We start from the raw sequence: 22,438 nt of genomic DNA on the forward strand, positions 1-22,438 counted from the left end.
ATTATCAGCAAAAAACAACAAGGAAATTATTTTTTTTGTATATTTGTGCTATCATTGTGCCCCAAATTGAAACCAACGAAGCACAGAAATAAATAAAGATGACTTATATAAACATTCTTTTTTTATTATTCTACCTAAGCATTATCATTGCAACGATGATAACAATCATAATGGATAACAGACAACCAACCAAAACAATGGCGTGGATTTTGGTGCTTGTTTTCTTACCCATTGTTGGCTTTGTGCTATATATTTTCTTCGGACAGAACATCAGAAAAGAGCGATTTATAAGTCAACGAAGCCTCGACAAGCTATCGAAGCAAACCATGTTCGAGTATATCGAACAACAAAACCTGCACCTTCCGCTCGCTCATTCGGCTTTAATACAATTCTTTCAAAGCCAAAATATGGCGTTTCCGTTTAAAGATAACGAAGCAGAAATATACACTTCGGGACACGATTTCATTTTGTCTTTATTAAAAGAGATAGGCTCTGCCCAGCATCATATTCATCTTGTGAGTTACATTTTTGAAGATGATGCGTTGGGATATCTCGTTGCCGACACCCTAATTGATAAGGCTCAACAAGGCGTTGAGGTGCGTTTGATATACGACGATGTGGGTTGTTGGAAGGTGAAAAACAAGTTTTGGCAACGCATTCGCAATGGGGGTGTCGAGGTTTATGCCTTTATGCCTGTGCATTTCCCTGCCTTTACAAGTAAAATGAACTATCGAAATCACCGCAAGCTGTGTGTTGTTGATGGCAAAACTGCCTTTATTGGCGGTATGAACATTGCTTTGCGCTACTTAAAAGGCACGAAAAAAATGCAGTGGAGAGACACTCATTTGAAAGTAGTTGGAGGTGGTGTTTATGGCATTCAGCGTGCGTTCTTAATTGATTGGTACTTCGTTTCGCAAACACTTCTCACCTCTTCGATTTATTATCCACCGCTTTCAAACGACATTAGCAACGAGTGTATAGCACAAGTGGTCACAGGTAGCCCTGTAAGTGTGTGGCCCGACATCATGCAAGGCTTTATTCGTATCATCTTAGAAGCCAAAAATTATGTTTATATTGAAACGCCTTACTTCCTTCCTACCGAGCCTTTTATGGCCGCAATAACGAATGCTGCGCTCTCAGGAGTTGATGTTCGACTACTCATTCCTGCACAATCTGATGCGCTCATCACATCTTTAGCTACTCATTCTTACATCCCCGAGGCACTCGAAGCGGGTGTAAAAGTGTTCTTATATCAAAAGGGGTTCAACCATTCTAAATTGCTTGTATGCGACGATAGCTTATGCACTTGTGGCAGTACGAATATCGATTTCAGAAGTTTTGAGAACAACTTTGAATCGAACATCATTTTCTATGATTCGAAAATGGCTAAGAGAATGAAGGAGGTATTTATCGAAGACGAAAACAATAGTATTTTGGTGGTAGACTATATTGCCAATAAAAAGCGTTCGTTTGCCGTGCGCTTATGGGAATCTATCTTGCGTTTATTATCGCCATTACTCTAATTCTTCTACGCAAAAATTGTTCTCTTTCAATCTAAATTCGCACACATAAAAAATGAAGGATAAAGCGTTTATGCCTTATCCTCTATCTGTTTAAAAGAGCTTTTCGTTGCTCTTTTCTATTTATCTCTAACGAAAAAGAATCTTGTTTTATTCTTTTGGCTTTGCTTTAAACAACGAAAAGTTAACGCTTCCGTATGCTCTTCGCTCTAAAAAACAAGGGTGTTCCTCAAAATGATTATGCTTTCCGTGTTCTAAAACAAAGATACCATCTTCGCTTAATATGTCTTTATCTAAAACGATCTGAGGTATTTCTTCAAGATTTTTCAATGCATAAGGAGGGTCGGCAAATATCAAATCGAATGTTTCTCGGCACGATTTTAAATAGCGAAACACATCTCCTCGAATCAAAGAGTAATTATCTGCGCCCAATTTATCAATACATTGACGAATAAAGGTGCAGTGATCACGATCTAACTCCAATCCAACAACATACTGAGCTTCTCGAGATAACAACTCGATAGATATGCTTCCTGTTCCTGCAAACAAATCTAATGCTCTGCAATCTTCAAAATCTATATAACCATTTAGTACGTTAAAGATATTCTCTTTGGCAAAATCTGTGGTGGGACGAGCCTTAAATGTTCTTGGAATATCAAAGTGACGACCTTTATATTTACCTGTAATTACTCTCATATTAGCCTTTAGTGAATAGTGTAATTAAATCGAATGGCATTCCTTTTACTTGTGTTGCAGGGGCTCTATTGAACTCTGCTGTGGGGTTAATGGTGTAGACTTTATTGATATATCGATTGAGATTTTCGATATGCCACTCGTATTCTGGAATGTTTCCCATGATAAATAGCTCGTCGTTTGTGGCGTCGAAACCCAACAATTTCCATACATGCATAATGTAATAAACAGCATCGTGGGGGTGAGAAACATCAAAACTATTGGTGAATTTAAATCTATTCTTATTGAAACAAAATACATCTACCTTCTTATCATGAAAGCAAGCGTAGAGCTTTTGATGATGTCCTGAGAAGCTTCTTCTATGCATATATTTCCAAACGGGTTGCATAATGGGCATGAAACGCACGTTAGGAATGTTGTCGGTGAGCACCATTTTAAGGTCTTTACTAATGCCAAACAAGGCAACGGCATTGGTTTCGGGCATGATATAATGCAGAGTTTCGATGTTATCGCAGTCTGTTAGGACATACTTATACATATTTTCGGCCTCTTCCTCAACGAATTCTTCAACAGGAACCATCACAACTGGAGCGTCAACAAACACTTGTGCCTTTTGAAACTTGCGCAATAATAAACCGTTTTCCTTAAATGCTTCACGCAAGTTGGCTGCCATTGAGATGCCACTTCGAACGGTATAAGGTTCGAAAAGTATACGATGTTCGGTCTGAAGGTCGTTTACTGCAAATGAAAGTGTTTGCTTTCCTATTCGGAAAACAAGCGGTAATTGCTTTGACAAAGAATGGAATTCTGTTTCTTGCATCGGTTTATTATATAATAAGAAAAATGTACTTCTACTCTATTTCGGGATAAAACAAATAGGAATATTGGTCTTTTGGCTACTCAATTAGGGCTGAGTGGCGGGTTCAATCGGTTGCTCTTGCTGTGCTTTTGTGGCTCCTTTGTCTGTCGATGAGCCTCCCATTGCATTTCGAATACTTAAATAACACAATATAACTAATGCAAGAACACAAAGCGTTAAGATATAATTCTGATTGATTTTAAGCATTGTTCTACCTATTTTTTCTATCTTTGCAATACCTAAAGAAACATCGTTTTGAGCACAATAGCAAAACAAAAGCATTGCTATTGGTTCTTTTTTGTGTTCTAAAGGTGCAACTGCAAAAGTACAAAATACTTTTTAATAATCGATGATAGTAGACGAAATAACATATCAAATCGAGTCTTTCATAGGCTTTTCTCCCACAAACGACCAACATAATGCAGCCCTTTCGTTTGCTCATTTCTTAACAGAAGGAGCGCAAAACAGCATTATGATTATCAAAGGAAGTGCAGGAACGGGAAAGACTTCATTAGCTTCTGCTATCGTAAAATCGCTTACTTCATTAAAACAAAAGGTAGTTTTAATGGCTCCAACGGGTCGAGCTGCAAAGGTTTTCTCTATCAATAGTGGTACAACGGCATTCACTATTCACCGCAAGATCTATCGACAAAAGACCTTTGCAGGCTTAGATACGACCTTTAATCTTAACGATAACCTTCATAAAGATACGCTTTTCATTGTCGATGAGGCTTCGATGATATCTAATTCTTCGTCTTTTACCTCTACATTCGGTAGTGGTTGCCTTTTAGAAGATTTGCTGTCGTATGTTTATAACGGCGTTAATTGTCGCCTTTTGCTTATTGGTGACAACGCACAGTTACCGCCAATAGGTGAAGAAACATCGCCTGCATTAACCAAAGAGGTGATTGAACGGTTCTCATTTTATGTGTATGAGAGTGAATTGAACGAGGTTTTAAGACAAAATAAGGATAGTGGTATATTATGGAATGCCAACATTATTCGCACAATGATTGACGAATTGGCATACGGCGAGTTGCCTATTATGAAGCTAAAGCAATTTAGTGACATTGAAGTGGTGTATGGAGACGAACTCATTGAGTGCCTCAATAACAGCTATAAGCAGGTGGGTGTTGATGAAACTATGGTGATTACACGCTCTAATGCTCGTGCTAAAATATACAATTTAGGCACTAGGAATAAGGTATTCGACTATGAAGAGGAACTGAATTCGGGCGACATTCTCATGGTAGTAAAGAACAATTACTATTGGACTGAGCAGGCTAAAGCTCCTATTAGCTTTCTTGCTAATGGCGATAGAGCCATCGTTCGCAGGGTAAGAAACAAGAGAGAGCTATATGGTTTGCACTTTGCTGATGTGCTATTGCAGTTCCCTGACTATGATAATTATGAGCTTTACACTACCATTATACTTGATACTCTGCTCTCAGATACGGCTGCTTTGAGTAAAGAACAAAACGAAATGCTCTATAAAGGCTTGTTAGAAGACTATCAAGATGTTAGCGTTAAGACTGAAAAAATGAAGCAAATAAGGAGCGATGCCTATTTCAATGCCTTACAAGTGAAATACTCTTATGCCATAACATGCCACAAAGCACAGGGCGGGCAGTGGGCTCATGTGTACATAGATCAAGGCTTTTTAACCGAAGATATGCTCAATCAAGACTATTATCACTGGCTATATACGGCCTTAACTCGTGCCTCTGAGAAGGTATATTTAGTGAATTGGAATAAGAAATACACTGATTTACCTGAAGATTAAACGCACCTTTGCAATGCAAAAGCACTTTATCTAATGATGTTATTGCCTCGTTGTTGAGCCAATTCGTTGCGCTTTTGCTGTGTATCTCTAAAGTCTTTCATCAACGAAGCCATTCTTTCTGGAGTGTTATTAGGCTGTGTTATCTCCATTTTTATTTGTTGCAAGCGACGCTCAAGCAGGTCGAAATGGAAGTCTAACAATAGGTGTAACACCTCATTTCTTAGCTTTTCTGTTTCCTTTTCCATTCGAGCCTCATCGCTAACATTCTGCTTTCCAGTGCTTTCTTCTTTCTGTTCACGAATGTATTGATACTTATCTAAGATCAATTCAGTAGCCAACTGACTTATTTCAATATCGTTATGATGAATGAAATACTGCTCTGCAGAGAAGTTATTGTCTCGCAAATGCTCCAAAGTTTCATTTAAAACACGATTATAAATCTCCACACTAAAGCGCAAATTCTCTGCTGATAGACTGTAATTAATCCACTCTGCCACCGTAAGATTAATGAGATTGCCCTCTTCATCTTCAATATCTCGATAGATAATAAAGTCTCCATGACGGATAATTACCTGCATTAACATGGTTTCTACCTTAGGAATTGAAGGATTATTGATATACTTCTGTGTGGTAGCACTTGCCGAATTAGCTTGCTGAGCCTCTGCATTAGGCGTTTTATTCATGCGGTCTTGCGCCTCACGAATAAACTTATTCATTGTGTTTATCAATGTGCTTTCGGCAATATTCAATCGCTGTGCACAGTCGTGAATATAGGTATCACGAAGTATTTGATTAGGAACTACGGCAATACTTTGTACTATTGAGTTGATAGCTTCAGACCTTTTAGCTGGGTCGGTCACGCCATTGAGCATCAAGTTGGTTTTAAATTGAATGAAATCCACTTGATGATCTTCTATATATTGCCTAAAATCAGCCGACGAATGCTTACGTGCAAAGCTGTCAGGGTCGTCTCCATCGGGTAAAACAAGCACCTTAATGTTCATTCCTTCGGCAAGAATCATGTCCGTTCCACGTAGTGCTGCGTGGATACCTGCAGCGTCTCCGTCATATAAAAGGGTGATATTTGAGGTGAAACGGTGCAGCATTCGAATTTGATGTACGCTCAAAGCAGTACCCGAATTCGCCACAACATTCTCTATTCCACATTGATGCATAGATATAACATCGGTGTATCCTTCCACCATATACACCCTGTCTTCTCTCGAAATAGCCTTCTTTGCCTGATAAATACCATATAAAAGCTGATCTTTATGGTATATTTCTGAGTCGGGAGAGTTCACATATTTCTGCGCAACTCCTTTGGTTCTCGAGTCTAATAAGCGTCCTCCAAAACCCACAATCTTTCCACTTACACTCAACCAAGGGAATATTACACGACCAGCATACCTGTCAATGTATTCCGATCTATCGTTTTTATAGCATATTCCAGTTTTTAATAAGAAGTCGAGTTGATAGCCTTTGGCTTGCGCTTCACGTGCTAATTGATGTCGATCTTGCACATCATAGCCCAAATGAAACTTCGAAATGATGTCATCTCTAAAGCCTCTTGAGCGGAAATACTGCAATCCTATTGAGTTTCCGCCTTCACTTTCGAGTAGGATTTGCTTGAAATAGTCTGCCGCCCACTCATTAACTATAAACATACTGTCACGCTCACTCTGTTCTTGTCGCTCCTTATCGGTTAGCTCTCGCTCTTTAATTTCGATATTATATTTGCGTGCTAACCATCTAAGTGCCTCAACATAGGTCATCTGTTCGTGCTCCATTATGAAGTTAATGGGCGTTCCTCCACGTCCACAACTAAAGCAATGGCATATTCCTCTCGATGGAGATACGAAGAAAGAGGGTGTTCTTTCGTTGTGAAAAGGACACAAACCTTTATAATTTGCACCACTTCTTCGAAGCGAAACAAACTCTGAAACGACATCAACTATATTGGCAGCGTCTTTTATTTTCTCAACAGTAAGTCTATCAATCATACTTGCAAAGATACTATTTTTTTGAAGATTTGCCCACAAAAGCATGCTTTTTAAAATCGAAGAATCCCTTTTCATCACGCTTTTTACCGCCTTTCTTTTATAAAAAATTAAACTATCAAAAACATAACTTTTTATACTTTTCTTGTAATTTTGTGCTCATAAAACTTAAAAAACGAAATGGATATGAGTGAAATGAAGAAAATTAGAGCTGCAATTGTGGGCTACGGCAACATTGGTCGTTACACTTTAGAGGCATTAAGAGCCGCTAACGACTTTGAAATTGCAGGCGTTGTGCGTCGTAATGGCGCAGAGAACAAACCTGAAGAATTGGCTAACTATGAGGTAGTTAAGAACATTAGAGATCTTAAAGACGTTGATGTTGCCATTCTTGCAGTGCCTACTCGCAGTTGTCCAGAATATGCAAAAGACATCATTAGCTTAGGTATTAACACCGTAGATAGCTATGATATTCACACAGGAATTGTGGGATATCGTGCCGAGATGATGCCACTTTGCAAAGAGAAGCAAGCTGTTTGCGTGATATCTGCAGGTTGGGACCCAGGTTCTGACTCAATTGTACGCACCCTTATGCAAAGTCTTGCACCCAAAGGACTAAGCTATACCAACTTTGGACCAGGCATGTCAATGGGTCATAGTGTATGTGCTAAGGGCAAAGAAGGGGTTAAAGACGCCCTTTCAATGACCATTCCATTGGGCGAAAGCATTCATAGAAGAATGGTTTATGTTGAACTTGAAGAGAATGCAAGCCTTGAAGAGGTGACAAAAGCAATTAAAGCTGATCCTTATTTTGCACATGATGAAACTCATGTCATTGCAGTTAAATCGGTAGATGAAGTGAAAGACATGGGACATGGCGTGCATTTGGTTCGCAAAGGTGTGAGTGGTGAAACCCAAAACCAACACTTTGAGTTCAATATGAGCATTAACAATCCTGCACTAACAGCACAAGTTCTTGTGAATGTGGCTCGTGCTTCAATGCGTTTGCAACCAGGTTGCTACACAATGGTTGAGATTCCTGTTATCGATATGCTCGAAGGTGATAGAGAAGAACTTATTGCTGCATTGGTATAAGCTGCTCTTTCGCAACCCAACAGACTTTCATTTGCATCGCTTTTGATGCTAAAATACAATGGCAGTATGTATCTTTCGACATTTTTTTGAAGATATATACTGCCTTTTTCGTTCTCTTTTCGCTCTAAAAAACCGTAACATATCACATTTTATATACATGTTGGCACGTCTTTTGTTTGATGTAAAAGGACTGCAATTTGTATTTTAAAGAAATAGAAAACAGACAAAACAAGCATTCAGGATAATTTAAATAACATCGAAATGAAAGTAGGATTAATCGTTATGTTGCTTGTCCTCATCACAGGATTGGGCTACACTCTCACCAGAATATGGCAGATGTTGCCGTTTACCAACACCATAAAAGGATTGCTTTTTATTATTCCTTTCATGGCAATAGCATCGTTTATTATTTATGGTTCGGGCTTAATCGACAAACTACCGCTTAACTTTGCGTCGTTTGTTTACGAGCTTGGAACATCTTGGCCCATGATTCTTCTCTATCTTGCGCTTATCTTTGGCGTGTTAGATATAGCTAAATTAGCTCACATTCTGCCCGAAACCTTTTTGCGAAAGAGCGTCATTGGCTCGGCAAGTATCTTTATTTTCGTCACTGCATTGTTTGTTTATGGCAACATCAACTACAAGAAAAAGGTGAGAATACCTATCACTTTAACCACACAAAAGCAGCTTCCTAAGGCGCAAAAGATAGTAATGATTAGCGATGTTCACTTGGGATATCACAACAGAAAAGAGGAGTTTAAACGCTGGGTGCAATTGATTAACAACGAAAAGCCAGACCTTGTGTTGATTAGTGGTGATATTATTGATGGCAACTTGCGCCCACTTTGGGAAGAGAATATGGCACAAGAGTTTAGAAATATCAAGGCGCCTATCTATGCTTGTCTTGGAAATCACGAATATATTGGAGGCGAACAAAACAGCGAAAAGTTTTATAAAGATGCTGGAATTACGCTCTTGCGTGACTCGGTTGCAACGATAAACGGAATCAATATCATTGGACGAGACGACCGAACAAATGGACATCGCAAAACTCTTCACGAACTTACGAAGGGCATCGACAAAGATCTTTACACCATTGTGCTCGATCATCAGCCTTATCATCTTGAACAATCGGAGCATGAAGGCATCGATTTTCAGTTGAGCGGACACACTCATTATGGACAAGTTTGGCCTATTTCGTGGATCGAAGACCTTATTTATGAAAAGGCATACGGACCTTTAACAAAGGGAAAGACGCAATATTTTGTGACCAGTGGTATTGGTATTTGGGGCGGAAAATTTAGAATTGGAACGCAATCTGAATACCTTGTAGCAGAACTCTCTAATCGATAAGCAGGCAAACGTGCAGACAATGACTGTAAACATAGAGTGGATAGCTCAGCAATTCGAGCTTTTCAATACGCTTTATTTCGATAAGGTGCTACCCACTCCGTTGTTTTTAGTGTCGAAAACAAAGACAAAATTGGGTTGGTTTGTGCACAAAAAGCATTTCACCTTCAGAGGATTTCGGTCGTATGATTATAAAATTGGTATGTCAACTCACTATCAATTCACCGAGCGACAAGCGCAAAATATCTTGCTTCACGAGATGATTCACTTCTATATAGCCTTTAAAAATATCAAGGATAAGTCGGCTCACGGCCCTGTTTTTAGGCGATTGATGAATCAATTTAACAACGAATTTGGATGGGAACTAACTGTTTCTGTCAATACAAAAGACTATAAAACGAACGAAACGACAAGTTCTTCGAAAGCGAAAAAGATAAAAGAACGCTTAATTTTAGCTATCGAACAAAGCGATGGAACCTGCTTTCTGTCGGTGATAAACCCTCGTTATGCGTTTAAAATTCAAAACGAATTAAAGCGAACAACGCACAACTTGAAATTTAGTTGGTATAAAAGTAGCGACGAAAGGTTCAGTCATTTCTCGACAGTTAGAAGTCTGCGAGGAGTTAAAACGCCCCGAAATGAGTTTGAAGAGGTGATTAAGTCTTTGCAACCTGTGGTACTGGTGAGGAAAGAAAAGAGCGAGAAATAAATCAATATATAGTGAAATAAGATGGAAGGAAGGGGTAAACTCTTCCTTTTTTGATGCGTCTTTGTTTCGACTGAGCAATAAAAATAGTTCTCTTTTCCTCAGCAAGAGTGTTCTAACTTTATTGAAAATGGAAAGAAAAGAGGTCGATAAAGAAAGATGAAATGAATGAGCATCTTTTTCTATCTCAAAGCAAGAGGAAGACAATGAGCATGGCGAGGAAAAACAAAGGGACTGAAAGGGGAAAACAATTGCTATGCTTTTACAACCTAAAAGCAATGTAACTGCATCTTAATTACACTGCTTTTGCATTGCAATAGCACGTCTTTTTCTCTATTTTGAGATAAATATCTGATGACTAAAGCTTTCGAACTCTCTTCGAGTAAGGCATCACCAAACGGGTAAAAACAAAATAGACGAGCATCGATTGTTCATCAATGCTCGTCTATTATTATATTATTTCGTATTGAAAAATACTTATAATTGTGCTAATTCAATCACTTTTTCGATTGCAGCATTTAAGCCTTCAAGGTCTTTACCACCTGCAGAAGCGTAGTGAGGTTGACCTCCTCCGCCTCCTTTTATAAGCTTAGCAGCTTCTCGAACCATTGCACCAGCATTTAAGTTGTGCTCTTTCACTAAGTCATCGCTTAACATAACGCTCAACAATGGTTTGTTTCCTGCTATGGTTCCGATAACACATAGCAAGTGAGAAGGATTCGCTTCACGAACCTTAAACACAAGGTCTTTAGCGTTTGAAGCATTGATTGGCAACACACCTGTTACGACTGTAACACCGTTTTGTTGCTTAGCGCCATTCAATAAGAATTCTTTTAGACGTTCAACGTTTTGTGCATTGAACTTTTCTACTTCCTTCTTCATTGCTTCGTTCTCTTCAATAAACTTCTCAATGGCACTCTTTAGGTCCTTAGTGTTATTGAATAGGCCCTTAATAGCTTTGATAGTATCTTCTAAAGAGTAGACCAATTCTTCGCAGTTCTCGCCTGTAATAGCTTCAATACGACGTACACCAGCTGCCACACTTGTTTCTGTTACAATCTTAAACATACCAAGTCGGCCTGTAGATGTTGCGTGAATACCACCACAGAACTCGCAACTAGGACCAAAACGCACTACTCTTACCTTGTCACCATATTTCTCTCCGAAGATAGAAACAGCACCCATCTCTCTCGCTTCTTCGATAGGTGTGTCACGATGTTCGTCCATTGGATAGTCTTCTCTTATCATTTGGTTCACAAGACGTTCCACTTCACGAAGTTGTTCGTCTGTTACTTTTTGGAAATGAGAGAAGTCGAAGCGTAGAGATTCTGCCGAAACATAAGATCCTTTTTGCTCAACATGGTCGCCAAGTACTTGCTTTAACGCATAATCTACTAAGTGAGTAGCGGTGTGATTAGCTGCACTTGCATTGCGATTGTCGGTATCTACACAAGCCATAAAGCTTGCTTTAACGTCTTTAGGCAATGCTTTTACAATGTGAATGCTTTGTCCGTTTTCTCTTTTTGTATCGATAACTTCAACGGTTTCGTTCTCATTTACAAGCACACCTTTATCTCCTACTTGTCCACCCATTTCGCCATAGAAAGGCGTATTGTTAAGAACTAGTTCGAAATAGGTGTTCTTCTTTTGTGTAACTTGACGATAACGAAGGATCTGACACTCGTATTCTGTATAGTCATATCCCACGAATTGTTGCTCACCTGCAGCGAGTTCAACCCAGTCTGTGCTCTCAACTACAGCCGCATTACGTGCTCTTTCTTTTTGTTTGCGCATCTCTTCATCAAACTGTTCAGCATTAACTGTAATTTGATGTTCACGACAAATCAACTCAGTTAGGTCGAGTGGGAAGCCATAAGTATCGAAAAGACGGAACGCTTGCACGCCATCTAATTCGCTCTTACCTTCTTTTTGCAACACTTCAATAGCATCGTTAAGCATTGAAATACCCTTTTCTAGGGTGCGAAGGAATGAATCTTCTTCTTCTTTAATCACTCTTCCAATCAATTCACGTTGTGCTGTTAGCTCAGGATAAGCCTGTCCCATTTCTGCAATAAGAGTAGGAATGAGTCGGTATATAAACGCTTCTCTTTGGTGTAAGAAGGTGTATGCGTAGCGAATAGCACGACGAAGAATACGTCTAATCACATATCCTGCCTTTGCATTGCTTGGCAATTGGCCGTCAGCAATAGAGAAAGCAACAGCTCTAAGGTGGTCTGCAATAACACGCATAGCCACATCTACTGCATTATCTTCGCCGTAGTTCTTATGAGAAAGCTTGCAAATCTCTTTTATGATAGGTTGGAAAATGTCTGTATCATAGTTACTGTTCTTGCCTTGAAGTGCACGAACTAGACGTTCAAAGCCCATACCTGTATCGATAACATTCATGCTTAATGGCTCTAATGAACCATCCGACTTACGGTTAAACTGCATAAATACGATGTTCCAAATCTCGATTACTTGTGGATCATCTTTGTTAACGAGCTCTGAACCCTTTACTTTTAGCTTCTCTTCTGGCGTTCTTGAGTCGAGATGTATCTCTGAACAGGGTCCACAAGGACCTGTATCGCCCATTTCCCAGAAGTTATCATGCTTGTTTCCGTTGATGATATGGTCTTCAGGAAGATGCTTTCTCCAGAATGAAGCGGCATCATCATCACGAGCAATGTTATCCTCTTGAGAGCCTTCGAATACTGTAACGTAAAGGTCTTTGGGGTCTAAATGAAGTACATCAACTAAATACTCCCACGCATAGTCAATGGCTTCTTCTTTGAAATAATCGCCAAAACTCCAGTTACCAAGCATCTCAAACATAGTGTGGTGGTAGGTATCGTGTCCTACTTCCTCAAGATCATTATGCTTTCCGCTTACTCTTAAGCACTTTTGAGAATCGGCTCTACGACGTGGTTCTGGGTCTTTTGTACCAAGAATGATATCTTTCCATTGATTCATTCCAGCGTTAGTAAACATCAATGTGGGGTCGTCTTTAATCACCATTGGTGCAGAAGGCACAATAGTGTGACCTTTTGAAGCAAAGAACTGCTTGTAAGACTCACGTATTTCGTTAGCTGTCATCATTTATATGTATTATTTTAAATTTCTATTAAAAGTTTTGCAAAGATACCGAAGTTTGACTATTTTTGCAAATAAATTAGTTTTTGTTTAACAAAAAGCATCGCATTATGGCTCTGAATATGAATAAAAACCTAAAGCTTTACTACTCTATTGGTGAAGTAGCAAAGATGTTTGACATTAACGAAAGCACTCTTCGTTATTGGGAAAGCGAGTTTCCTCATCTCAAACCCAAGACAAACAGCAAGAACGTTAGACAATATACAGAGAAAGATATCGAACAAATTAAAGTGATTTATAACCTTGTTAAGGTTCGAGGATTTAAGCTTGCTGCAGCAAGAAAGATGCTAAACGAAAACAGAAAGAATGTTGACAAGAGCGCAGATATTTTAGAAATGATGATTAATTTGCGTGATGAACTGAAAAATTTGAAGAAACAACTCGATTCAATAGTGTAGCTTTTTATTTTAAAGCTGCACTTTTTTATTTTTATCAAGAGCACTTTTATTTTTCAAACAAAAACTATTTCGCATTCGACTTTCACGACTTAACCATCTGAAAATCAAAAGAAAGGAAATATATTTATGTCTCTTTCAAAACGAATGAGAGAAACTATTATAAAACAAAAAAGACTCTATTTCGATTGAAATAAAGTCTTTTGAAACGGTGGGCGTTGACGGATTCGAACCGCCGACCCTCTGCTTGTAAGGCAGATGCTCTAAACCAGCTGAGCTAAACGCCCGTCTTTTAGTTCTTAAAAGCGATTGCAAAGGTAATACATTTATTTTAATCCTCCAAATTTTCAATTACTTTTTATTCTTATTTTTTCAAATATTCCTACTCTAACCCTCGCCTACTCCTATCTAATAACACTGCTTTTAAATCCCTAAAAGCATCACTTTACACCCCAATAGCAATGCTATTTAATGTAAAAAGAGTTGCATTTTACATTGAAACTTACCACACATTATTATATAATTATTCAAATTTTAGTAGTATCTTTGCACTATTATAATTTAAAATAGACAATAAATATGGAAAAAGTAGTTAGTGGAATACGCCCAACAGGCTTCCTTCACCTCGGAAACTATTTCGGAGCGGTGAAGAGTTTTATTGAAATGCAGAATGATTATGATTCTATGTTCTTCATTGCAGATTGGCATTCGCTCACTACTTCACCAAAACCCGAGGACATTCAAAATAGTGCACGTGTCATTCTTGCAGAATATTTAGCTTGTGGAATCGACCCTAACAAGGCCCCAATATATGTTCAAAGCGATGTAAAAGAAACACTTGAGCTGTATCTTTACTTAAATATGAACACTTATATTGGCGAGTTAGGTCGTGTAACAACATTCAAGGAAAAGGCAAGAAAGCAACCAGACAACGTGAATGCGGGTTTGTTTACCTACCCAACTCTTATGGCTGCGGACATTCTTCAGCACAGAGCGGTAAAGGTTCCTGTAGGAAAAGACCAAGAACAAAATATGGAAATGGCGAGAAAATGTGCTCGACGTTTTAACAATATCTATGGTGTTGATTTCTTCCCAGAGCCTCAAAACTTCTATTTCAACGCTAAAGCGGTGAAGGTTCCTGGTTTAGATGGAAGCGGAAAGATGGGTAAAAGTGAAGGAAACTGTATCTATCTTCACGATGATGACAAGACTATCACTAAGAAAGTGATGAAGGCTGTGACTGATAGTGGACCCACTGAGCTGAACAGTGAGAAGCCTCAAGTGATTGAAAATCTATTTACTTTCTTGCAAATTTGCTCAACACAAGATACTTACGACTATTTTAATGAGCAATGGAACAATGCTACTATTCGCTACGGAGAATTGAAAAAGCAAATCGCACAAGACATTTGTGCAACCGTTGCACCTATCAGAGAGCGTATAACTGAGTTCAGTTCTAACAAAGAACTCTTAGATAAAATCGCTAAACAAGGTGCTGATGCAGCGAGAGAAAGCGCTTCGGCAACTCTTAAAGAGGTTAGAAAAATCATCGGTTTTAGATCTTTATAAAGAGTTTTTCAACTACTCTTAAAACATAACGACACCTCGTTCAACTCTCTATTTGATGTTGATCGAGGTGTTTTTCTTTGCCCTTATTCCACAATATTCTTACTCTTCATTCTCTTTATCTTTGCTAACGATATCTCATTCAGCATCGCTTAAAGGGTTTTTCTTGGAGTCTTTAAAGCGCTTTTATCTATCTTTCTATATTGAAAAGTATCCTACTCTTAAAAAAAATCAATCTTCTCTTCTTCCGATATCTCCCCGATACAAATATATTATTGTGTAGGTGCAATGTAAAAGCATTGCGTTCCATGGGCAATAGCATTGCAATTAGGCGACAAAAGCATTGTGTTTGCGTCATAAAAGCAATGATATTATGCGGGGAATTATATCTCTATTTGGGGATAAAGGCAATGTCATTATGCGTAATTGTTTCACAATTTGAAGATAAAAGCGATGGCGTTACGTATAAGGAACAAACAAGGAAAAAGTTGTTGCAATGCGTTCTTCTTACCAAAAAAATCAAAAGGAGGCTCGTTTCTATCCTTTTGAAGTCCCAAGGTATAAGTATAGCATTTTACTTCGTGGCACTCTGTAAACAAAAGGGCATAAAAAAAGGATGCTTCTACGAAAGAAGCATCCCCAATTTCAGAGATAATAAAAAAATTACTATCAAATATTATTCTGTAATTTGAACAGTAGCACGACGGTTGAATGAAACTGGTGAAAGTTCATCTACACCACCCTTACCAACAGTTGAGATGTTATCACGGTTGATACCAAGTTTAACAAGCTCGTTAGCAACTGTCTTAGCACGTTCTTCAGACAACCATTGGTTGTGAGGAGCTTTACCTGTTGCGCTGTCAGCATAACCTGTTACAAGAATATTTGAGTTGTTTGCTTTAGCATACTTAGCAAGAGCTGCTACGTTAACAAGATCCTTTTGAGATGCAATGTTTGTCTTGTCTAGGTTGAAGAACACAGAGATAGGAGTTGTGATGAACTCTTTAATTGTTGTGTTTTCAGCTGGCTTTTGGTTAGCCAACAAGTCTTTCAAACGTGCATTTTCAGCATTTGCATCGTTAAGTTGTGCGTTAAGAGCATCGATTTGAGATTGAGAAAGCGCTTTGATAGCGTCAACATCTGGAGTTCTTTCCCATGTTGATTTACCCAAGTTGAATGTCAAACCAATTTCACCATAGAAGTTGTTATCGTGTGAATCCCAACCACGGTGACCGTTAGTTACTTCAGTTCCGTCGATATCTGTTTCCAAACGATTCAATCCAACTTCAACATTTAGAGCTACTCTCTTAGACAAACGGAATTCATTTAACAAACCACCGCTTAGATCCATAGCGTAAAGATTGTGAGTCATTGTACGACCGAAACCAGCACCTACGAATGGAATTACATTCCAAACACGGTTAGGATTGTAACCGAACAACATGTTACTTACATTGAACAATGCGTGACCGTTCAAGATCCAATATCTGTTGAAGTAAGTATTCTTATCATATGGTACTTGTGCACCAGGTACATAGTTACCTCCAACAGTCTTACCCCAGATACCTTGAGCCTTTACACGAAGACCAAGTCCAGGTGTAAACCACTTACCTACAGCTACAGCTGCACCAAAATTACCACGATCTTTAGAGAAAGGATTTGTCTTCAAATCCAAACCATGTTCTTGACTTGAATACCAAACATTCCAGTTTCCACCAACTTGAACGAACCAATTGCTCCAGAATGAGTTAGTTGCAACGCTGTGCTTCTTAACTGGATCAGCGTCTTGAGCCATTGAACTCAAAGACATACCGGCAAGAGCCAGCATAATAAATAGTTTTTTCATAAACTTATTAATTAAACAATCAAATTATTATATATTATTTTCTTTAGTGTATTATCCCTTTTCATTTCACGTTGCAAAGATAATAATAATATTTAAGTATATTCTCTTTTTAGTTATTTTTCACATGAAAAGATCGAAAAATTGATAAAAATCCAATCGAAACAGCATTTTTATTCACTTAATTGAATAGTTTGCTTATGTCTGTTTGGTTTAAAATACTTAATATAGTTTTGCCCGTTGGAGTATAATTAATGTTTGTTGTTGCAAATAAACTAGTTATCAAATCGTCCATTTCCACATTACTTAATACTTGTCCATAGGGAATAGCTGCACTGCGAGCCATAGTCAATGCCAACGCATGATGAATATCATCAAGAGGCGAGTTCACTCCTTGTTCGCTTGCATTGTTGAGCATATCGTGAATAAGAGCCACCATATCCAAGCCTTGCAAATCTGCAGGAACCGACTGAAGAGCATAACTTCCTCCGCCAAGATTACTGATTTCAAAACCTATCCTTTCTATTTCTGGAATGATTTTGTTAAACAACTCAACACTTGCTGCAGGTATTTGCACCATTTCTGGGAACAATACTTTCTGCGAAGAGTTTATTCTTTGATTCAGTTGCTCCATGAAATTCTCATATAATATACGTAGATGTGCTCTGTGCTGGTCGATAATCATGAGCCCAGACTTCACCGAAGTCATGATATATTTACCCTTATATTGATAATGAGAAGGCGACTTTTCTGCAATAAGACTCTCACTTTCTGATATCGGTTCATCAGGAGTAAACAAACTTTGAGGCTCATCTTTCTCATTACCCAAGCCCTTATAAAGCGACTCCCAGTTCGTAACTTCACGACGAGAACTACTTTGTTCTACCTCTTTAAAAGGATTATAATTAGGGTTATAATCCACTTTTGGAGCCGAAGTCGAAGCATTTGGGTCGAAAACAGGAATGTCGGGACGTCCTTCATTATCGAAATCTATCGACGGAACATCATTATATAAGCCCACTGCCTCTCTCACAACAGCAAGTAAGATCTGCCATATCGCTTTCTCATTTTCAAACTTAATCTCCGTTTTTGTTGGGTGAATATTCACATCGATCTCTTCCGTTGGAACATCAAAGTATATAAAATAAGGTACTTGTTCACCCGTTGGCACAAGACGTTCGAATGCACTTGCAACCGCTTTATGGAAATAAGCATGCTTCATATATCTGCCATTCACAAAGAAATATTGCTGTACTCCCTTCTTCTTTGCCGACTCAGGTTTACCCACAAAGCCGTAAATCTTACAGAATGTGGTTTCCGTTTCAAGAGAAAGCAAGTCTTGATTGATTCTTTTTCCAAAGATATCCACAATGCGTTGACGCAAAGTTCCAGCTCGAAGATTAATCAATTCGTTACCATTACTATGTAGAGTAAAGGTGATATGAGGATAAACAAGAGCAATACGCTGAAAAGCTGTAATGATATTGTTTAGCTCTGTGGTATTTGATTTTAAGAATTTACGACGTGCAGGAACGTTATAAAAGAGGTTTTCTATAAGAAAATTAGTTCCTACTGCACAGGTACAAGGTTCTTGCGAAATGTATTTCGAGCCAGCAACATGTATCACTGTTCCCAAATCTTCGTGCTTTTGGCGAGTTTTTAGTTGCACTTGTGCCACCGCAGCAATCGACGCAAGCGCCTCACCTCTAAAGCCCATGGTATGCAATTTGAATAAATCGTCGGCAGAACGAATCTTAGATGTGGCATGACGTTCAAAGGAAAGACGAGCATCTGTGTCGCTCATTCCCTTACCATCATCAATCACTTGAATCGAAGTTCTACCAGCATCAACTACTAATACATTAATAGTTGTGGCCTCTGCATCGATTGAATTCTCAACCAACTCTTTGATAACGCTTGCAGGACGTTGTATAACTTCGCCCGCAGCAATTTGATTTGCCACTGTATCTGGTAGTAACTGAATTACATCTTGCATAACAACTATTTCTTTTTAAATCAACCAATAATAAACGACAGCCAATAAGCCCAAAAGTAAAAGCGTTGGTATTACAAGTAAAAAGGATTGACTTAAGGGTGTAAAAGCATTGGAATTAGAGCGTAAAAGGATAGGTTTTACAATCCTCTTGCTCGCCTCTTTGTTTTCACCTTTATTCATCGAGCTTTCCACTTGATATTTTTCTTTGAGCTTATCGATATATTCTTTGCGCTCATTATAATACAGATAGCGATGCTCGAATCCCCTTGGTTTCGCCTGTTTAAACCAATTCATACTTATTGAGACGTATTTTCTTCTGTCGGTTTATTTGTATTTTGTTGGGTGGTTTCTTTGGGTTTATTCTCCGATTCGAATCTTTGTACGGGTGCTTTTTGGCGCTCTATCACTCTAAGCTTTTCGCTATCGGTCTTTCCTTTCCATTTAAATACATCCTCTTTCGATTTTGGTCGTAGATGATCTAACCACGCAAAAGAAGGCAGATGTAATTTATCGGTTGGTATTTGACTTATTGGGAAGAGTGTACCTTGTGCCTTTGGCATCCAAATTCGCTCCAGTTTTTTCTCTTTATTGATATACATTCGCATGGTATCGGTCTCGATATAGTTGAGTCCAATCATCGAACTATCCTTGTCATTGATAGGATAAAAGATAATTCTTACATTGTCGATGCACACCAAGCGACGTAAAGCTCCTTCGTCAAAGTAGGCATTCATCAGTTTAGAAGAAACCTGATTGAAGTTCTTTTTATCATCGAGTTGCTCAACAGAAAGCGCCTGTCCTTCTACTTTAGCCATGCGAATAGTGCTATCGTTCATATAAACATAGATCTTTTCACCCAGCACTTGTCGGTTATCGCTCCACAAAACGGGATCGTAATACATCGTTAAACAAGAGTCTTTTCCATTTGCAACCAGCGAATCGCATATTGCTTGCACATCTTTTCGATAAGCAACCACGTGTCTAAAGGCATGCACTTTTCGATAAGCCGAATCGGTATTGATGTGCATGGTCTCTATCTTTAGCGAGTCAGCATGCATAAATAAGGTGTCACCTTGCGAATAATCTTTTAGCAATGCCTTCTTTGTTGCAAAGCCTTTGCCTGTCTTTTCGTTATAAACAAACACGTCGGCATGCAATTCATTCTTGTTCTTTTTATCGACATATATCACATTTCCATAGCCTTGACCAATGCCTGTCTTCTTGTCTCTATATAGAGTATCACCTGTAATGACCTTCTCTTTACTTGTAATGGTAGACCTTGAGAACAGCTCTACCTTATCTTTCTTGGTATCGAAGTAGCCATCTTGGGTTTTCACCACATCGCCATTAGTTACAATAGTGGTTGGACCTTTGAAGTGAGCCTGCGACTTTGGCGCATCATAATATAAGGTATCGGTTTCGATATTGCTCTTTCCACTATTGAGTTTCACCCCAAAATAGAACACAGCTTGGCGTGACTGGGTATTGTATTCGCCCCAATCTGCAATCAATTGGTCTTTTCCATCTACCAGTTTTCCGCCGTCAAAGAAGTAGGCATTCTTATACATTCGATCGTAATTCAAACTATCTGTATAAAGAGTTTGATTGCGATGCTTCAACACTACATTCTTTCTTACTTCAAGAATTTGTGTCACTCCATCGTAAAAACCACGCTCGCCTTTAAGCGAAAGGGTGTCGCCTTGTCGGAAAAGAACACGTCCAAAGGCTCTAACAGAGTTCGACTCTTGATAGAGATAGGCACTGTCACATGTGAGAGTTGCCCCGTTGTGCTTCAAACGAACGTTGCCTTTTAATATCTGTGCATCGGGATTTGGACCATAGATGTCACGCTTTAGCTCGTCTGCATGCTCCAAATAAACCTTTTGATCTTCACGTATTACACGTTTCTTTTGCGGTGTGTTATAGGCAAAGAGCGCACATAATCCAAAGAGGCATAGAACCAATAGCGTACTGATTCTATGCCTTATTGACTTTAATTCCTTATCTTTTATATATCTCATTTAATCCAACCTTGATACTCAAAGTTACAATTCTTATACTGATTCTCCATTCTTATATAGGTGTTCTTTATTTTATTGACCACCCAGTTGTGTAAGAATTTCTCTCGTTCTTTGGCTAATACCACGTTCTTAAGCACCTGATAATCTTCTGTTATCACTGCTTTATGAGCATCTACTCTGTTCTTTAGTTTCACAATAGCGCACACTTTCTTACCTCTATCGTTCACCATTTCAAACACATTAGATATCTCTCCTGGCTTTAATGTTTCTACTTGGCGAGCCACTTCTGTAGGAAGATCACGCATTTGGAAACGAGATGTGCGTTCATTGTTTACATTGTTCACCATCAAACCTTTGTTGTTGCGTGTGTCTTTATCGTCTGATACGTGGAAAGCTGCATCTTCAAAGGTGAATTTTCCATCACGAATATCGGTTAAAAGCGAGTCCATCTTCACTCTTGTAGCCTCTACTACTTCTGCAGAAACAACAGGTTTACGCAAGATGTGGCGCACTTTCACTTTGTCACCACGCTTATCTATTAACTGAATGATGTGATAACCGAACTCGGTTTCTACAATCTTTGAAATCTTCTTAGGGTCTGTTAAGTTGAAAGCAACAGCGGCAAAGGCAGGGTCAAACATACCTCTTCCGGTGTAATCCATCTCTCCTCCTTGGCGAGCAGAGCCTGGATCTTCAGAATAAAGACGTGCTAATGTAGCAAAAGAGGTTTCGCCTTTGGTTACTCTGTCGGTGTAATCACGCAAATCATTCTTCACTTTTGCAATCTCTTCTTGGCTCACTCGTGGTAGCATTGTAATGATTTCAACTTCTACTGTTGTAGGAACTGTTGGCACACTGTCTGCAGGAAGCGACTCAAAGTAACGACGAACGTCACCAGGAGTTACCGCAATATCTTTCACAAGCTTCTTTTTCATTTCTTGAATCAATAGTCGATTCTTGAAATCATCATGCATTTGCTGACGTATTTGTGTGATGCTTTGACGGCGATATTCTTCTAATTTCTCTTTAGAACCAATTTGTTGAATCCAATAATTGATTTGTTGTTCAATCTCAGAAGCGATCTCCGACTCGCTAATATCTATTGAGTCGATAGCTGCTTGGTGCAAAAATAGCTTTTGAACTGCCAATTGTTCGGGAATGATACAATCGGGATCGCCATTCCATTTCACTCCTTCTAATTCAGATTGAAGGCGCATTGCCTCTACGTCCGACTTCAAAATGGGCTCGTCTCCCACCACCCAAATAACCTCATCTACTACACTTTGTGGGTTAATTGTCACAGCTTTAGTAGCTTTGGTCAACGAATCATTGCTATGAGAGTTGGCACCTAAACGGCCAGCTTGCAAACTCATGCCTGCATAAGTCATTAAGAAAGCAAGTCCTATAGATATTTTTTGTCTTCTATTCATTTGTGCTATACGATGTAAAACCAAGACTTTT

At 38.8% G+C, this 22,438-nt stretch carries 17 protein-coding genes and 1 tRNA gene; 7 read left to right on the forward strand and 11 right to left on the reverse strand.

Translation table 11 applies throughout. The features are described from left to right. The first annotated feature begins 98 nt into the window (after positions 1 to 98). On the forward strand, positions 99 to 1,523 hold the full coding sequence (gene cls, locus A3GM_RS0107525; protein ID WP_025830015.1) for a cardiolipin synthase: 1,425 nt from the start codon (positions 99 to 101) through the stop codon (positions 1,521 to 1,523). A gap of 147 nt (positions 1,524 to 1,670) precedes the next feature. On the opposite strand, the gene rsmD is transcribed toward cls, so the two are convergent. The 3 genes from rsmD to A3GM_RS0107540 form a co-directional block, all read right to left on the reverse strand. Next, complete coding sequence (gene rsmD / locus A3GM_RS0107530; RefSeq protein ID WP_018362776.1) at positions 1,671 to 2,216, reverse strand: 16S rRNA (guanine(966)-N(2))-methyltransferase RsmD; 546 nt, start codon at positions 2,214 to 2,216, stop codon at positions 1,671 to 1,673. A 1-nt stretch (position 2,217) separates the two neighbouring features. Further along, positions 2,218 to 3,033, reverse strand: coding sequence for a DUF3822 family protein (locus A3GM_RS0107535; RefSeq protein ID WP_018362777.1), 816 nt, complete (start codon positions 3,031 to 3,033; stop codon positions 2,218 to 2,220). An 84-nt stretch (positions 3,034 to 3,117) separates the two neighbouring features. Continuing rightward, positions 3,118 to 3,354, reverse strand: coding sequence for a hypothetical protein (locus A3GM_RS0107540; RefSeq protein WP_018362778.1), 237 nt, complete (start codon positions 3,352 to 3,354; stop codon positions 3,118 to 3,120). Between the two features lie 67 nt (positions 3,355 to 3,421). Here A3GM_RS0107540 and A3GM_RS0107545 point away from each other — a divergent pair, with 67 nt between their 5' ends. Further along, entirely contained in the window at positions 3,422 to 4,855 is a 1,434-nt protein-coding gene (locus tag A3GM_RS0107545) for an ATP-dependent DNA helicase (RefSeq protein ID WP_018362779.1), read from the forward strand. Between the two features lie 26 nt (positions 4,856 to 4,881). On the opposite strand, the gene dnaG is transcribed toward A3GM_RS0107545, so the two are convergent. Beyond that, a complete protein-coding gene (gene dnaG / locus A3GM_RS0107550; RefSeq protein ID WP_026216152.1) occupies positions 4,882 to 6,855 on the reverse strand; it encodes a DNA primase in 1,974 nt (657 codons plus the stop codon). A gap of 192 nt (positions 6,856 to 7,047) precedes the next feature. Here dnaG and A3GM_RS0107555 point away from each other — a divergent pair, with 192 nt between their 5' ends. The 3 genes from A3GM_RS0107555 to A3GM_RS0107565 all read left to right on the forward strand — a co-directional run bounded on the left by A3GM_RS0107555 (position 7,048) and on the right by A3GM_RS0107565 (position 10,006). Continuing rightward, complete coding sequence (locus A3GM_RS0107555) at positions 7,048 to 7,947, forward strand: diaminopimelate dehydrogenase (protein WP_025830017.1); 900 nt, start codon at positions 7,048 to 7,050, stop codon at positions 7,945 to 7,947. A gap of 261 nt (positions 7,948 to 8,208) precedes the next feature. Then, positions 8,209 to 9,300: a metallophosphoesterase gene (locus A3GM_RS0107560; RefSeq protein WP_018362782.1), complete on the forward strand. Its 1,092-nt coding sequence runs from the start codon at positions 8,209 to 8,211 to the stop codon at positions 9,298 to 9,300. Positions 9,301 to 9,319: 19 nt separating this feature from the next. Beyond that, the gene (locus A3GM_RS0107565; protein ID WP_018362783.1) at positions 9,320 to 10,006 is read left to right on the forward strand and encodes a SprT-like domain-containing protein; all 687 of its coding nucleotides are present in this window, start codon (positions 9,320 to 9,322) and stop codon (positions 10,004 to 10,006) included. Between the two features lie 474 nt (positions 10,007 to 10,480). Here the strand turns inward: A3GM_RS0107565 and alaS are convergent, their stop codons facing one another. Beyond that, positions 10,481 to 13,099, reverse strand: coding sequence for an alanine--tRNA ligase (alaS, locus tag A3GM_RS0107575; RefSeq protein ID WP_018362785.1), 2,619 nt, complete (start codon positions 13,097 to 13,099; stop codon positions 10,481 to 10,483). A gap of 107 nt (positions 13,100 to 13,206) precedes the next feature. Between alaS and A3GM_RS0107580 the strand changes: the two genes are divergently transcribed. Next, complete coding sequence (locus A3GM_RS0107580) at positions 13,207 to 13,554, forward strand: MerR family transcriptional regulator (protein ID WP_018362786.1); 348 nt, start codon at positions 13,207 to 13,209, stop codon at positions 13,552 to 13,554. Between the two features lie 209 nt (positions 13,555 to 13,763). Here A3GM_RS0107580 and A3GM_RS0107585 read toward each other — a convergent pair. Then, positions 13,764 to 13,838 (reverse strand) — tRNA-Val (locus A3GM_RS0107585). A gap of 292 nt (positions 13,839 to 14,130) precedes the next feature. On the opposite strand from A3GM_RS0107585, the gene trpS reads away from it, so the two are divergent. Beyond that, a complete protein-coding gene (gene trpS, locus A3GM_RS0107590) occupies positions 14,131 to 15,120 on the forward strand; it encodes a tryptophan--tRNA ligase (protein ID WP_018362787.1) in 990 nt (329 codons plus the stop codon). 673 nt (positions 15,121 to 15,793) lie between these two features. On the opposite strand, the gene A3GM_RS0107600 is transcribed toward trpS, so the two are convergent. The 5 genes from A3GM_RS0107600 to A3GM_RS0107620 all read right to left on the reverse strand — a co-directional run bounded on the left by A3GM_RS0107600 (position 15,794) and on the right by A3GM_RS0107620 (position 22,365). Next, complete coding sequence (locus A3GM_RS0107600) at positions 15,794 to 16,963, reverse strand: OmpA family protein (RefSeq protein ID WP_018362790.1); 1,170 nt, start codon at positions 16,961 to 16,963, stop codon at positions 15,794 to 15,796. 178 nt (positions 16,964 to 17,141) lie between these two features. Continuing rightward, on the reverse strand, positions 17,142 to 18,956 hold the full coding sequence (gene mutL / locus A3GM_RS0107605) for a DNA mismatch repair endonuclease MutL (RefSeq protein ID WP_018362791.1): 1,815 nt from the start codon (positions 18,954 to 18,956) through the stop codon (positions 17,142 to 17,144). Between the two features lie 15 nt (positions 18,957 to 18,971). Further along, positions 18,972 to 19,250, reverse strand: a complete 279-nt coding sequence (locus A3GM_RS0107610) for a hypothetical protein (protein WP_018362792.1) — start codon at positions 19,248 to 19,250, stop codon at positions 18,972 to 18,974. A 2-nt stretch (positions 19,251 to 19,252) separates the two neighbouring features. Beyond that, a complete protein-coding gene (locus A3GM_RS0107615) occupies positions 19,253 to 20,977 on the reverse strand; it encodes an OstA-like protein (RefSeq protein ID WP_018362793.1) in 1,725 nt (574 codons plus the stop codon). Further along, entirely contained in the window at positions 20,974 to 22,365 is a 1,392-nt protein-coding gene (locus tag A3GM_RS0107620; RefSeq protein ID WP_018362794.1) for a peptidylprolyl isomerase, read from the reverse strand. Before A3GM_RS0107620 ends, A3GM_RS0107615 begins: the two co-directional genes overlap by 4 nt. Positions 22,366 to 22,438: the final 73 nt, after the last annotated feature.

This window comes from Hoylesella nanceiensis DSM 19126 = JCM 15639, from assembly GCF_000379965.1.
Classification (GTDB): domain Bacteria; phylum Bacteroidota; class Bacteroidia; order Bacteroidales; family Bacteroidaceae; genus Prevotella; species Prevotella nanceiensis.